The sequence below is a fragment of the Halomicrobium katesii DSM 19301 genome (assembly GCF_000379085.1).
In the GTDB taxonomy this organism is placed as follows: domain Archaea; phylum Halobacteriota; class Halobacteria; order Halobacteriales; family Haloarculaceae; genus Halomicrobium; species Halomicrobium katesii.
Map to the genome: position 1 here is coordinate 475894 of NZ_KB905379.1, position 12909 is coordinate 488802.

At 65.1% G+C, this 12909-nt stretch carries 11 protein-coding genes; 5 read left to right on the plus strand and 6 right to left on the minus strand.

Translation table 11 applies throughout. The annotated features are described in order from the left end of the window. Positions 1-38 precede the first annotated feature (38 nt). Together HALKA_RS0117870 and HALKA_RS0117875 are read right to left on the minus strand one after the other, a co-directional pair. Positions 39-233: a methytransferase partner Trm112 gene (locus HALKA_RS0117870; protein WP_018259278.1), complete on the minus strand. Its 195-nt coding sequence runs from the start codon at positions 231-233 to the stop codon at positions 39-41. A gap of 49 nt (positions 234-282) precedes the next feature. Next, positions 283-1677 (minus strand): adenylosuccinate synthase, encoded by a 1395-nt coding sequence (locus tag HALKA_RS0117875; protein WP_018259279.1) that lies wholly within the window; start codon positions 1675-1677, stop codon positions 283-285. 207 nt (positions 1678-1884) lie between these two features. Between HALKA_RS0117875 and HALKA_RS0117880 the strand changes: the two genes are divergently transcribed. Next, positions 1885-2190: a hypothetical protein gene (locus tag HALKA_RS0117880; protein WP_026190409.1), complete on the plus strand. Its 306-nt coding sequence runs from the start codon at positions 1885-1887 to the stop codon at positions 2188-2190. Between the two features lie 70 nt (positions 2191-2260). Here HALKA_RS0117880 and HALKA_RS0117885 read toward each other — a convergent pair whose 3' ends face one another. Beyond that, complete coding sequence (locus HALKA_RS0117885; RefSeq protein ID WP_018259281.1) at positions 2261-4831, minus strand: DUF7527 domain-containing protein; 2571 nt, start codon at positions 4829-4831, stop codon at positions 2261-2263. A gap of 95 nt (positions 4832-4926) precedes the next feature. Between HALKA_RS0117885 and HALKA_RS0117890 the strand changes: the two genes are divergently transcribed. The 4 genes from HALKA_RS0117890 to HALKA_RS0117910 all read left to right on the plus strand — a co-directional run bounded on the left by HALKA_RS0117890 (position 4927) and on the right by HALKA_RS0117910 (position 7991). Further along, positions 4927-5322 carry a DUF7541 family protein gene (locus tag HALKA_RS0117890; RefSeq protein WP_018259282.1) on the plus strand — a complete coding sequence of 132 codons (396 nt, stop codon included), beginning with the start codon at positions 4927-4929 and terminating at the stop codon, positions 5320-5322. A 49-nt stretch (positions 5323-5371) separates the two neighbouring features. Then, the gene (locus HALKA_RS0117895; RefSeq protein WP_015763126.1) at positions 5372-5617 is read left to right on the plus strand and encodes a DUF6684 family protein; all 246 of its coding nucleotides are present in this window, start codon (positions 5372-5374) and stop codon (positions 5615-5617) included. Positions 5618-5751: 134 nt separating this feature from the next. Continuing rightward, the gene (locus tag HALKA_RS0117900) at positions 5752-7548 is read left to right on the plus strand and encodes a cytochrome c oxidase subunit I (RefSeq protein ID WP_026190410.1); all 1797 of its coding nucleotides are present in this window, start codon (positions 5752-5754) and stop codon (positions 7546-7548) included. Positions 7549-7730: 182 nt separating this feature from the next. After that, complete coding sequence (locus tag HALKA_RS0117910) at positions 7731-7991, plus strand: DUF7520 family protein (protein ID WP_018259284.1); 261 nt, start codon at positions 7731-7733, stop codon at positions 7989-7991. Positions 7992-8003: 12 nt separating this feature from the next. Here the strand turns inward: HALKA_RS0117910 and acs are convergent, their stop codons facing one another. The 3 genes from acs to HALKA_RS0117925 form a co-directional block, all read right to left on the minus strand. Beyond that, positions 8004-10001, minus strand: coding sequence for an acetate--CoA ligase (gene acs, locus HALKA_RS0117915; RefSeq protein ID WP_018259285.1), 1998 nt, complete (start codon positions 9999-10001; stop codon positions 8004-8006). Positions 10002-10251: 250 nt separating this feature from the next. Beyond that, positions 10252-11094 (minus strand): DUF7847 domain-containing protein, encoded by an 843-nt coding sequence (locus tag HALKA_RS0117920; RefSeq protein WP_155119455.1) that lies wholly within the window; start codon positions 11092-11094, stop codon positions 10252-10254. A gap of 76 nt (positions 11095-11170) precedes the next feature. Then, a complete protein-coding gene (locus HALKA_RS0117925) occupies positions 11171-12874 on the minus strand; it encodes an acyl-CoA mutase large subunit family protein (RefSeq protein WP_018259287.1) in 1704 nt (567 codons plus the stop codon). Between the last annotated feature and the right edge of the window lie 35 nt (positions 12875-12909).

Here is a 12909-nt window from a genome sequence, read left to right on the forward strand (position 1 = left end):
GCGACGCCGGCAAAAAAAGGTTCACGTAGTGACAGCCATCAGGCCGGCGCGTCCTCGCGCATGTCCGGCGGGAGGAGATTCGGGATCCCGTCTTCGATCGGGTAGCTCTCGCCACACTCCGTACAGACCAGCGAGCCGGCGAGCACTTCCTCGTCGTCGCGCTCGTCGACTTCGAGGTCGAGGTCGTGCTTGTCGAGCGGACAGCAGATGATGTCCATCAGATCCTCCTTCATACACCCGTCTCCGGTCGGCGCTGTAAAAAACGTGCCGGGTGTCGACGGTCTAGAACGGCCGTTTGCAGACGATCGTCTCCTCGCGGCCGGGACCGACGCCGACCGCGTAGATCGGAACGTCGAGTTCGTCGCTGACGTACTCCAGGTAGGTCCGAGCCGTCTCCGGGAGCGCGTCGTAGCCCTCGTCGGCGATCGCGGCCCAGTCCTGCTCGTCCCACCCCTCGAAGGTGCGGTAGTTGACCGCACACTCGCCCCACCGTTCGGTCGTCGGGGGCATCGAGAGCAGTTCGTCGCCGTCGAGCGTGTAGGAGTGGCCGACCCGGATCTCGTCCAGTCCCGCGAGCGTGTCGACGTGGTTGACGACGATCCCGGTGAAGCCGGAGGCCCGCGCGGCGTGGCGAAGCATGGGCATGTCGAGCCAGCCGACGCGGCGCGCGCGGCCGGTGACGGTCCCGTACTCGCCGCCCTCTTCGCGGATGTAGTGTGCCAGCTCCTCCTCGCTCTGGGGCTCGGTGATGTCGGCCGAGACATCCGGTGACTCACTGTCCTCGTAGCCGGGCGTGTGGCCCTCGACGCCCGCCAGCTCCGTCGGGAGCGGGCCGGTACCGACGCGTGAGAGGTACGCTTTCACGATTCCGATGACTTCGCCTTGGCCGACCGTGGTCGGACCCAGGCCGGTCCCGGTACAGGCCCCGCCGGCCGTCGGGTTCGAGGAGGTGACGTAGGGGTAGATGCCGTGGTCGATGTCGATCGAGGTGCCCTGAGCGCCTTCGAGCATGACGTTCTGGCCGCCGTCGATGGCGTCGTCGAGGAACGAGCCGGCGTTGACGACCATGCCTTCCTCTCGGAGTCGGCGGCCGTACTCGCGGTACTGCTCGAAGAGCGGCTCGACCTCGAAGGCCTCGTCGGTCTCGATGCCGAACACGTCCGTCGCGAGGGCACGCTTCTGGGGGACGACGTACTCCAGTCGGGCCCGGAGGGTCTCGGGATCGAGCAGGTCGCCGACGCGAACGCCGCGCCGGCCCGCCTTGTCCTCGTAGGTCGGGCCGATACCGCGACCGGTCGTCGCCGCTTCGAGATCACCTTCCTCGCTCTTTGCGTCTTCTTCGATTCCGTCGAGAACGCGGTGGTAGGGGAAAATAACGTGGGCACGAGCAGCCACGCGAACGTCGGGTTCGATCCCCCGCTCGCGCAGCGCGTCGAGTTCGTCGAACAGCGTCTCGGGGTTGACGACACATCCGTTCCCGAGAACGCCGATCTTCCCGCGGATGGCTCCGCTCGGAACGAGGGAGAGCTTGTACTCCTCGCCGCCGTCGACGACGGTGTGGCCGGCGTTGTCGCCGCCCTGATAGCGGACGACGATGTCCGCCGCGTCGCCGTAGACGTCGACGATCCCGCCCTTCCCTTCGTCGCCGAGCTGCGAGCCGACGATGGTTACGGTCATCAATCCAGATTTTCAGCCACCGGGGTAAACAGATTACGGTACCGCGCGCGACGAGACTGTACGCACGCACCACGACAGCTTTATGCACACATTCGCTGTACGCTAAGGTAGCTCGCTGCCAGATGGTGGGGATCGGCGAAATATACCGGCAAACGGCCCCCCACGACAGCAACTTTTAAATCCTGCAAACACAAGTTAACAATTGCCATGATAGACAGGCTTGAGAAGGAAGTAGATATGCTGGAGCGTCATCTGCAGGTTCTGCGGATGGTCATCGAGAACGAACCGATCGGTATCGTGAAGATGTCCAACGAGACGGGCTACCCGCACCACAAGGTTCGGTACTCGCTGCGCGTCCTCGAAGAGGAGAACCTCATCGAGCCGTCGAGCCAGGGTGCCATCACGACCGAACAGACCTCCGGGTTCGTCGACGACCTCGACGAGAAAGTCGACGAGATCATCGACAAGCTCGAAGGCATGAAGATCGAAGACGCCGCCGAAATCGAAGGCTGACGCTCCAGTCGGGTGGGGATCGGACAGCCACGTTCAGTTCTCCGGATCGAATCGCCGTTCGATCCGTCAGTTACAGTTCCGGGACCGCGAGGTGGAACTCCTGGTTGCGCGCCTCGACCAGACAGAGGTGATAGCCGTCCTTGCGCGAGAGGTTGACGAAGCTCTTTCGCTTGTCGCGGCTCAGCAGTCCGCTGGAAGTCGCCTCCTCGGCCGTTTCGAGCGCAGGCGGTTCGAAGAAGCTCTCGGTGACGAGGAAGGCACCGGCCAGTGACTCGTTCGATGACCCGACCCGTTCGGCCCGCGTGATCAGGTCGGTCATCATGTCGTCGGTCGCCGGATCGCGGGAGTCGTTGATGTTGGCGACGATCAGCGGATTCCCCATCCGGTCGCGCACGACCACGTCGAACTGCTCCTGGGAGCGGTGTTGCTCGCCGTCTTCCGTGTACTCGACGGCGATCTGTCCGTTGAGTTCCGCTCTGTCGATCTGTGGCAGCGCGTCGAACAGCTCCGACATCGCTTCGGGGTTGCCGGTGTCGCGAATCTCGTAGAGGAGGTTCCTGACGAGCCAGTCGACGAAGCGGTACTGGATGCTCTCGGGCAGGAACGTCTCGAACTCCGTGTCGCCGACCGCGGCCGTCGCCGCGTCGAACTGCGTGTGAAACTCCAGCCGGAGATTGTCGTCGACCGCAGATCGGTCGGCGTTCCCGGAGTGGACGGCCGCGAGCGTCGCGTCGCCTTTCGAGTTGTAGCGAACGAAGAGGTTTGTCTGGTCGATGGCCTCTCGCTGGCTCAGCCGCGTCTCCGCGGCCGGCACGTCGTCGTCTTCGACCGACAGCTCTTCGACGCGCTGTTCGAGCCGTTCGATCTCCGTGCGAGCCTCTTCGAGTTCGGACTGGAGTTGATCGCGCTCGTTCGCGAGCGTGTCGAGTTCGGACTGGAGCTGGTCGCGCTCGGCCTCGGTCTCTTCGAGAGCCTGTTCGAGCTCTGCGACGCGCTCCGCGTGGGGCTCTGTCGTGTCCGTCGGCTCGGGCGCTGGTTCGTCCGTCGGCTGGGCTGGCTGGCGATCTGGAGCGTCCGCCGACTGCTGGTCGGCCCATCCCGCCGACTGTCGTTCGGGCTCGTCTCCCGGCTGGGACCGGCGGCGCTCGGTCGCCTCGGCGGAGCGCTCGGGTTCGCGCGTTCGGTCCGGCTCCGGCTCAGCCGTCGCCGACTGCTGGTCGGCCGGTGCGCCGGGATGGCGGGACTGGCGACCCTCGGGCTCCGGGTCGCTCTCGACACCGCCGTTCGTCCCGGCCGACGGCTCCGGGTCCGAGCGCTCGTCGGCGGCCGCGGCCGCGCTCGCGGTGCCGGAGTGGGACGGATCGAGCGACGGGATCGAACGCGTTTCGAGGTCACCGGCACCCGCGGCCGACGGATCGTTGGGCGCGGGCGCGACGCCAGTGCCACTCGCGGACTGCTCCGCTGGTTCGGGCTGTCTGCCCGCCTCGAATTCCTCCGAGACGCTGTCGGTGGGCTGAGGATCGACGGGCTCGCTGGACGCGCGTGTCGCGTTCTCGCCCGCCGGCCGGTCGGTCGCGGGCTGGCTCTGGGTCTCCCGTTCGCGCCGCGTCGGCTCCCCGGATCTGTCGCCGGCCGGCGTCTGATCGCTCTGGCGTCGGTCGCGGGGACGCTGGTGGCTGTCGGGCGACTGCTCGGGTGTTCGGTTCGGCGGCGACTGCTCGGATTCCCCGGACTCGGAGGACGGCGCGGGCGAGTCCGCAGCCGCGTCCGACCGTTCGTCCGTCGACGACGACTCTGACCTGCGTGGCTCGGTCTGTTCGCGGGCGTCGGCGTCCGCTTCGTGCCGCCGTGTCGTCTCTGTCCCCGTCTTCGCGACGGGGTCCGTTCGGGTGTTCCCGCCGTGTCCCGCCGGCTCCGCACTCGCGTCGTCTGCGGTGGTGTCCGCTGGCCCGTCGTCGCCCGGCGCTGCCGGCTCGTCTGGGGTGTCCGGGTCCGGAGACGCAGCCGATTCCGGGGCGGGTTCGTCCGCTGGCGGCTCGTCTGCCGGCGCTTGGCCGGAGACGCTCGCCGTCTCCTCGCTCGACGCCGGCTCGGGCATCGTCGGTTCCGGCACGTCGACGATCTCGATGTCGACCGGCCGGACCTCGTAGATCCCGACTTCGTCGTTGGCCTGCTCGAAGGCCTCGTCTTCGGTCACGAGCTGGTCGCTGTTGCCCACCCAGGCGACGCTCATCGAGCGCCCCTGGTGGTAGATCTGGTAGTAGTCGCCCGAGAGGACGTTCTCCGAGAGCTCGACGAAGCCGGTGAATCCGCCACTGGAGAGCGTCTGGTCGACCTCGGCGATTGGCGTGTCCTCGGTGTAGTACTTCGCCCTGACCTCGTCGGATCGCTCTTGCATGACTGCCAGCAACGGCAGTCCGGGATGCGGTGCCTTCCGTGCGGTCCCACCGGCGTCCTCGAAGTCCTCGATCGATCCGTCGAGGATTCCGACGACGTTGCCGTTGAGCATGAACAGCCGAGACGGACCGGCGACGACGACGCCGGAAAACTCCGAGTCGGCCAGCTCGTGGAGCCCCTCGTACCCACCCGAGAAGGGCACGGTGTCCCACGAGTCGATCTGCTCGACCGTGCGTGCACTCATTGTAACCCACAAGCCGCATGCGGGACAAATACTTTGCGCCCGGTCTGGCACGACGACTCCGACGGGACTATGTTTCCTCGCCCGCAAGCGCGCGTATGAACGAGGAGCAGGGATTGAGCGATCAGTACGGTCGAGCGAGCCCGTGGCCGCTGTTCGTCGCTCTGGGACTGGTCGTCTCGGAGGTCGGGGTCTTCCTGGGCCTGTTTACCGTCGCAGTGTTCGGACTGGTGTTGTTCGGTGGCAGTATCGCCGGCATCCTGACGGAGTCGGGGTACGCGTCCCGCCCGTGGCCGACGCTGCTGGGCTTCGGTGGGCTACTCGCCGTCGTCGGGCTCGGACTCGTCGTCTGGCAGGTGCCACTGTCGGCGGTGACGCTGGAGGGGTTCGGACAGAACGGACTCCTCTCGCGCAGCGTCGCTATCGTGGCTGCCGGCGTGATCCTCGCGGCGGCCGGAAGCGTCGCCTCGGTCGCCGAGCAGACGACGGTCTGACCGACGGAAAATCAAAGAGCTATTAGTCGCCGTTCGCTAACGATCAAGTATGTCACTGCTCGGTTTCGAGAAAGAGACGCTCCTGGATCTGACCGTCAACGCGATCCCACTGGGGATCCTCCTCTTTTTCATCGCGGCCTTCGCCGTCGTCCCGGCGTTCGGCGTCGATCCGGTGTTCAGTACGATGCAGTTCGCGCTGATCGGCTCGATGTTCGCGGGGCTGGCAATTCTCTCGTACTACACCGGCAAAGCGATCGAAGGGGCCGAACAGCAGGGCGAAGAGCACGCCGAGTAACGCCGTTTTTCTCGCGTTGCGCCGACAGTTCCGACTCCCGACTGCGTCGTGTTCGTCGCTCTCTTCGAATCCGTTCGGCCGCCCTTTCAAGTTGAACCGACCCTTTCATTATGCCCCAAACCTGAGGCACACCCATGGCAGGAGAGCAGTTAGTACTGACCGGACTCATGGCCGTTCTCCTCGTCGTGATTGTCGGGGCCCTCGCGCGAGCCGAGGACTGGCGGTCGTACACGCCCCTTGCAGGCGGTGGGGGCTACGGCGAGGCGACGGGACACGGACACGCAGAGAAACCGGGTGGGCTCGTGCGCTGGCTCACGACGGTCGACCACAAAGACATCGGGATCCTCTATGGCGTCTACGCCGTGGTCGCCTTCGCCGTCGGTGGCATTATGGCGATGTTGATCCGGGTGCAGCTGACGCTGCCGGGCGGCGTCATCGTCGGGAACAGCTACTACAACTCGCTCCTGACCAGCCACGGGATCACGATGCTGTTCCTGTTCGGGACGCCGATCCTGGCCGCGTTCGCGAACTACTTCGTCCCGCTGTTGATCGGGGCCGACGACATGGCGTTCCCGCGGATCAACGCGATCGCGTTCTGGTTGCTCCCGCCGGCCGCACTCCTGATCTGGGCGGGCTTTTTCACCGCGCCGCTGACGGGCAACGAGATCGAGCCCGCACAGACGGCCTGGACGATGTACACGCCGCTGTCGGCCGAACAGGCCAACCCCGGCGTCGACCTGATGTTGCTGGGCCTGCACCTCTCCGGGGTCGCGGCGACGATGGGGGCGATCAACTTCATCGCGACCATCTTCACCGAGCGCGGTGACGGCGTGAACTGGGCCAACCTCGACATCTTCAGCTGGACGGTCCTCACCCAGTCAGGACTGATCCTCTTTGCGTTCCCGCTACTTGGCAGCGCGATGATCATGCTCCTGCTCGACCGGAATCTCGCGACGACGTTCTTCGCGACCGGGAACGGCGGGACGATGCTGTGGCAACACCTGTTCTGGTTCTTCGGCCACCCCGAAGTGTACATCCTCGTGCTCCCGCCGATGGGACTGGTCAGCTACATCCTCCCGAAGTTCTCGGGCCGGAAGCTGTTCGGCTTCAAATTCGTCGTCTACTCCACGCTGGCGATCGGCGTGCTCTCCTTTGGCGTCTGGGCCCACCACATGTTCTCGACCGGGATGGACCCGCGGCTGCGCGCCTCCTTCATGGCGGTCTCGTTGGCCATCGCGATCCCCAGCGCCGTCAAGACGTTCAACTGGATCACGACGATGTGGAACGGACAGCTTCGACTGACGACGCCGATGCTGTTCTGTATCGGCTTCGTCTCGAACTTCATCATCGGCGGTGTCACCGGCGTCTTCCTGGCGTCGATCCCCGTCGACCTCGTGCTCCACGACACCTACTACGTGGTCGGTCACTTCCACTACATCGTGATGGGTGCGATCGGCTTCGCCGTCTTCGCCGGCATCTACTACTGGTTCCCGATCGTCTCCGGGCGGATGTACCAGAAGACGCTCGGAAAGGCCCACTTCTGGCTGTCGATGATCGGCACCAACGTCACCTTCTTCGCGATGCTGGCGCTTGGCTACCTCGGCATGCCGCGCCGCTATGCGACCTACAACTTCGACGGTGCCATCGCACCGCTCGCGCAGGTGACGACGTTCCACCAGCTGGCGACTGTGGGCGCGTTCATCCTGCTGGTCGGACAGCTCATCTTCGTCTGGAACGTCGTGACCTCCTGGCTCGAAGGTCGCCGCGTCGAGAGCCACGACCCGTGGAACCTCGAAGAGAACGACATGCTGGGCAACGAGTTCAGCTGGTTCAAAGAACAGCGTGCGACCGCCCTCGCCGACGGCGGCGAAGAGGACGAGTCCGTGATGGCAGACGGCGGACAGCCCGGCCAGCAGTCTGACGAACGGTAGTTCGAGCGGTCTCTTTTCGGTTCGCCGGTCGTCTACACGCCGCCCGAGATGAGAATGATCCCGGTGATGAACATCAGCGACGCGATCCCGGCGAGCACGAGAAAGAGGAGGTCTTTTTCGGCCATAGCGGGTTTTGGCGCTGGAGCGAAAAAGGCTAATCGACTCACTCCCGAGAGGAAAGCGTGAGTGGCACGCTGCGTGGCGATCGACTCGTCGTCAGACTCTACCTGATCATCGTGGCGCTGACGGGCGTGATGGGGTACGTACTGGCCTGGGCGACCGACGAGACGCTCGAACCGGAGCTGTTCGGCGTCGTCGCGCTGCCGCCGACGCCGGTCGGCGTCGCCGTCTTCGGGATGGTAACTATCGGGACCGGGCTGGGAGTGTTGCTGGCGCTGGTGGTGTACGTCGCGAACAACTTCGACGACGCCAGAACGGAGTAGGCAGTCGGGCGATCAGTCGCCCTGGACCTGGTCGCGAATCTCCTCGGGGACGCTCGGGTCACGCAGCGTCGTCGTGTTGCCGAGTTCCTCGCCGTTGGAGATGTTTTCGAGGATCCGGCGCATGATCTTGCCGGAGCGAGTCTTGGGCAAGTCGCCACAGAAGATGACGTTGGCCGGACGGGCGAACTTCCCGATCTCGTCTTCGACGGCCGAGACGATCCGGTCACGGACCGCTTCGCTCGGCTCGATGCCGTCTCGGAGGACGACGTACACGTCCGGCACCTCTCCTTTCTCGGCGTCTTCGCGGGAGGCCACGGCGGCCTCGGCAGCGTCTTCGACCTCGGCGACCGCCGACTCCAGTTCCATCGTTCCGAGGCGGTGGCCCGCGACGTTCATCACGTCGTCGAGGCGACCGAGGACGCGATAGTAGCTGTCCTGTCCGTGGACCGCGCCGTCGCCGGCTTTGTACACCCAGTCCTCGGGGTCGTCGGAGTCGGTGTCCGAGAAGTCCTGCCAGTACTCCTCGATGAACCGCTCGTCGTTGCCGTACACCGTCTGGAGCATGCCGGGCCAGGGCTTTTCGATGACGAGGTTGCCGGCGCGTCCCGACGCGGGTTCGATGGGGTCGCCGTTGTCGTCGTAGATAGCCGGCTGGATGCCCGGAACCGCCTTGCCGGCGGAGCCGGGTTTCATGTCGTCCAGCGCGGGCAGGTTCGTGATCAGGTGGCCGCCGGTCTCGGTCTGCCACCAGGTGTCAACGATGGCCGCGTCCTCGCCGCCGATGTACTTGTAGTACCACAGCCACGCTTCCGGCTGGATCGGTTCGCCCACCGTCGTCATGTGCCGGAAGTCGAAGTCGTAGTCCTGGACGTACTCTTCGCCCCACTTCATGAACATCCGGACAGCGGTCGGCGAGGTGTGGAAGATGTCCACGTCGTAGCGCTCGGCGATCTCCCAGATGCGACCTTTGTGGGGATGATCGGGCGTGTCCTCGTACATCACGCTGGTGGTCCCCAGCGAGAGGGGTCCGTAGACGATGTAGCTGTGGCCCGTGATCCAGCCGATGTCGGCGGCACACCAGTAGGTGTCCTCGGGTTTGATGTCGAGGACGTTCTTCGAGGTGGCCGTCACGTAGGAGAGATAGCCGCCGGTGCGGTGCTGACAGCCCTTCGGCTGGCCCGTCGTCCCGGAGGTGTACATCAGGAAGAGCGGGTCTTCGGCGTCACGCGAGACCGGGTCGACGCGCGCTCGCTCGTTGTCGGCAAGCAGGTCGTCGACGAGCACGTACGGATCGTCCTCGCCGATCTCGACGTCGGGGTGGAGTTCGTCTTCGCGCGTCCACAGCAGGACGGTGTCCACGTCGGACTCGGCGGCGTCCAGCGCCTCGTCGCACTTCTCCTTGTGGTTGAGGAACTCGCCGCGTCGGTAGTAGCCGTCACAGGTGACGACCACGTCGCTGTCGGCGGAGTCGATCCGGTCGGCCAGTGCCTGGGCCGAGAAGCCGGCGAACACCTCCGAGTGCGGCGCGCCGATGCGGGCACAGGCCAGCATCGTCACCGGCAGCGCTGGGAGCATCGGGAGGTGACAGGTGACCACGTCGTCCTCGCGGACGTCGACGTCCTGCAGCGAGGCTGCCATCGCGTTGACCCGGTTGTACAGGTCCTGATAGGTGATCGTCTCGCTCTCGTCGGCGTCGGTGCCCTCCCAGATGATCGCGGCCTGGTTCTTGCGCTCGTCGAGGTGGCGGTCGATGCAGTTGTGCGACGCGTTGAGCTTCCCACCGGTGAACCACTCGTAGAACGGCGGATTCGAGTCGTCGAGCACCTCGTCCCAGTGTTCGTCCCAGTCGAGCAGTTCTGCGTACTCCTCGAACGCCTCCGGATAGTTCTCGTCGAACCGTTCGTGGATCTCCGGATCGGTGACATTTGCCTGGCCGACGAAGTCCGTCGGCGGACGGAAGTACTCTTGCTCCGTCAGGCGAGCCTCAAGTTCAGGTCCCTCATCTGGCATGATTAAATATACCTCATACAGGTGCTCACAGTGGAACCGTATTAAGTTATTCCAAGCGACATGATCTGTATAGATACTGGCATCTCGTTTCCCAAAGACAAACGAATGGCAGGCAAGCACTGGGAATCCATTCACCTTACCACTCTGAAACGCCTGCGGCTCAGCCGACGGAATCTCCGGTCAAAAGCCGTCGTCGGTCCAGTGGAGGCGAACGGTCACTGGAGAGCAAAGACGGGAGTGTCGAGCGGCGTTACAGCTTGGTCGTGTCGGTCGCCGCCGACGAGGCGTCGCCGATCTCACGGTAGTAGGCGACGTAGTACGCGTACATGATCGATCCGACGACCGTACTGATCACGAGACTCGAACCGAGAAACAGGCCGACTTCGGTGGTCGACATGTAATCGAAGACCGAGACCATCCCGGTTCTGGACCGGGTGTCGAGTGCCATCGAGTCGAAACTACTGTAGAACAGGAACGCGGTCGGAGTCTGTACGAGCAGGCCAATGACGAACGCGATCAGGTCGAACCCGACGACCGACACGGCGTTCGAGCGGACGAGCGAGACGCTTCGACGGAACGAGTCGGCGACGCCGTCGCCGTCAAGCACCATCGCCGCGGGGAAAAACTGCGAGAAGAACCACGGGACCAGCACGACGAGGAAACCGACCAGCGAGAGGAGCACGACCACCGGAAGGGTCGCGGCCCCCAACCCGGTGTTGAGCGCGGCCCCGAACACCAAGACGACTGCCACGAAGAAGACGATCGCGACGAGAACGTAGACGACGAGCGTGACGGCACCGAGGAGCAGTCCGCCCAGGAGGAGGCCGACGTAGTGGTCCCGGCCGGCCGCGAGGAACTGCTCGAACGACGGCGAATCCGTCATCGACGCCGCCACGTAGGCGACGAGCCCGCCGACGAGGAACGGTAGCGACAGGTAGACGACGCCGGTCGCCGGATACACGAGCAGCGGATTGACGAACTGCACGGCGGACAGTCCGGTGCTCAGCAGCGAGAACGCGAAGAGGATCGCGACGATCTGGGGCTGTCTGCGGAGGGTGTCGATACCGGTCGAGAGGGCACCAGTGGGCTTCACGTCACAGACGACCTGTCGGCAGCGAATAAGCATTCCGGGTGGCAATCGGCCGGGCAAACGGCGACAATACTCCGTATCAGACCGCCCCGATCGTCTCCCGGTAGCTCCCGTACTCATCCTCGAAGACGCCCATGATCTCGCCCATCGTCGCCTCGGCTTTGACGGCCTCGACGATCGCGGGCATCACGTTCTCGCCGCCGACGGCCGCCTCGCGGACCCGTTCGAGCGCCGCGTCGACGGCCTCGTCGTCGCGTTCGGTCCGTACGTCTGCGAGGCGCTCGCGTTGCTGTTCTTGCACGCGGTCCTCGACCTGCAGGAGATCGGGTTCGGTCTCTTCCTCGACCGCGTAGGCGTTGACGCCGACGACGGTCTCCTCGCCGTCCTCGACGCGTTCCTGGTACTCGTAGGCGGCGTCCTGTATCTCTCGCTGGAAGTACCCGTCCTCGATCCCCGCGAGGACGCCCGCTCGCATGGAGCCGTCGCCCAGTTCGTCCCTGACGTGTTCGATGTACGCCATCGCGTCCGCCTCGATCTCGTCGGTCAGCGCCTCGACGGCGAAGCTCCCGCCCAGCGGATCGACGATGTCCGCAGCGCCGGACTCCTCGCCGATGATCTGCTGGGTCCGCAGCGCGACCCGGACCGCCTTCTCGCTGGGCAGGGCGAGCGCCTCGTCGAAGCTGTTCGTGTGCAGGCTCTGGGTTCCGCCGAGCACGCCGGCCAGCGCCTGGATCGTCACCCTGACGACGTTGTTCAGCGGCTGCTGGGCGGTCAGTGACTGGCCAGCGGTCTGGGTGTGGAACTTCAGTTGCTTGGCGGCCGGTTCGCTCGCGTCGTACCACTCGTCCATGACCCGCGCGTAGATCCGCCGCGCGGCCCGGAACTTCGCGACCTCCTCGAAGATCGAGTTGTGCGAGTTGAAGAAAAAGGAGAGCTGCGGGGCGAACGTGTCCACGTCGAGGCCCCGGTCGAGACAGTCTTCGACGTACGCGAAGCCGTCGGCGAGCGTGAAGGCCAGTTCCTGCGTGGCCGTCGATCCGGCCTCGCGGATGTGGTAGCCCGAGACCGAGACCGGCTTGAACGACGGCGTCTCCTCGGTGGCGAACTCGATTACGTCGGTCACGAGCCGCAGCGACGGCTCCGGGGGGACGACCCACTCTTTCTGTGCGATGAACTCCTTGAACATGTCGTTCTGGAGGGTCCCGCGAAGCTCCGTGCGGTCGACGCCGCGGCGGTCCGCGAGCGCGACGTACATCGCGTAGATCACGGGTGCGCTGGGGTTGATGGTGAAACTCGTCGAGATCTCGGCGAGGTCGATCCCGTCGAAGAGGATCTCCACGTCCCGGAGCGTGTCGACGGCGACGCCCTCCTTGCCGACCTCGCCCTCGGCCATGCGGTCGTCCGAGTCGATCCCCATCAGCGTGGGCATGTCGAAGGCCGTCGAGAGCCCCGTCTGGCCCTCGTCGATCAGGTACTGAAAGCGCTCGTTGGTCTCCCGAGCCGTGCCGAAGCCGGCGAACTGGCGCATCGTCCACTGGCGGCCACGGTACATCGTCGGATAGACGCCGCGGGTGTACGGCTCCTCGCCGGGGAAGCCGAGATCGCGCTCGTAGTCGAGGTCGGCAACGTCGGCCGGCGTGTACAGCCTGTCGACCGCGCGATTCGAGACGGTGGCGAACCGCTCGGCTCGCTCGCCGTAGGCGTCCAGTACTGGATCGAGCGTCTCGGCCTCCCAGTCGGCTTTCGCCTCCCGGATGGCTGCCAGGTCGGCCTCGTCGTACATACTGTGTTCGTTGACATCATGTGACAATAAGTCTT

What these genes read in the sequence shown, in the direction of transcription:
- acs (WP_018259285.1), bottom strand. Translation starts at nt 10,001, where the DNA reads ATGCCAGATGAGGGACCTGAACTTGAGGCTCGCCTGACGGAGCAAGAG.
- HALKA_RS0117900 (WP_026190410.1), top strand. Translation starts at nt 5,752, where the DNA reads ATGGCAGGAGAGCAGTTAGTACTGACCGGACTCATGGCCGTTCTCCTC.
- HALKA_RS0117880 (WP_026190409.1), top strand. Translation starts at nt 1,885, where the DNA reads ATGATAGACAGGCTTGAGAAGGAAGTAGATATGCTGGAGCGTCATCTG.
- HALKA_RS0117875 (WP_018259279.1), bottom strand. Translation starts at nt 1,677, where the DNA reads ATGACCGTAACCATCGTCGGCTCGCAGCTCGGCGACGAAGGGAAGGGC.
- HALKA_RS0117925 (WP_018259287.1), bottom strand. Translation starts at nt 12,874, where the DNA reads ATGTACGACGAGGCCGACCTGGCAGCCATCCGGGAGGCGAAAGCCGAC.
- HALKA_RS0117885 (WP_018259281.1), bottom strand. Translation starts at nt 4,831, where the DNA reads ATGAGTGCACGCACGGTCGAGCAGATCGACTCGTGGGACACCGTGCCC.
- HALKA_RS0117870 (WP_018259278.1), bottom strand. Translation starts at nt 233, where the DNA reads ATGAAGGAGGATCTGATGGACATCATCTGCTGTCCGCTCGACAAGCAC.
- HALKA_RS0117895 (WP_015763126.1), top strand. Translation starts at nt 5,372, where the DNA reads ATGTCACTGCTCGGTTTCGAGAAAGAGACGCTCCTGGATCTGACCGTC.
- HALKA_RS0117890 (WP_018259282.1), top strand. Translation starts at nt 4,927, where the DNA reads ATGAACGAGGAGCAGGGATTGAGCGATCAGTACGGTCGAGCGAGCCCG.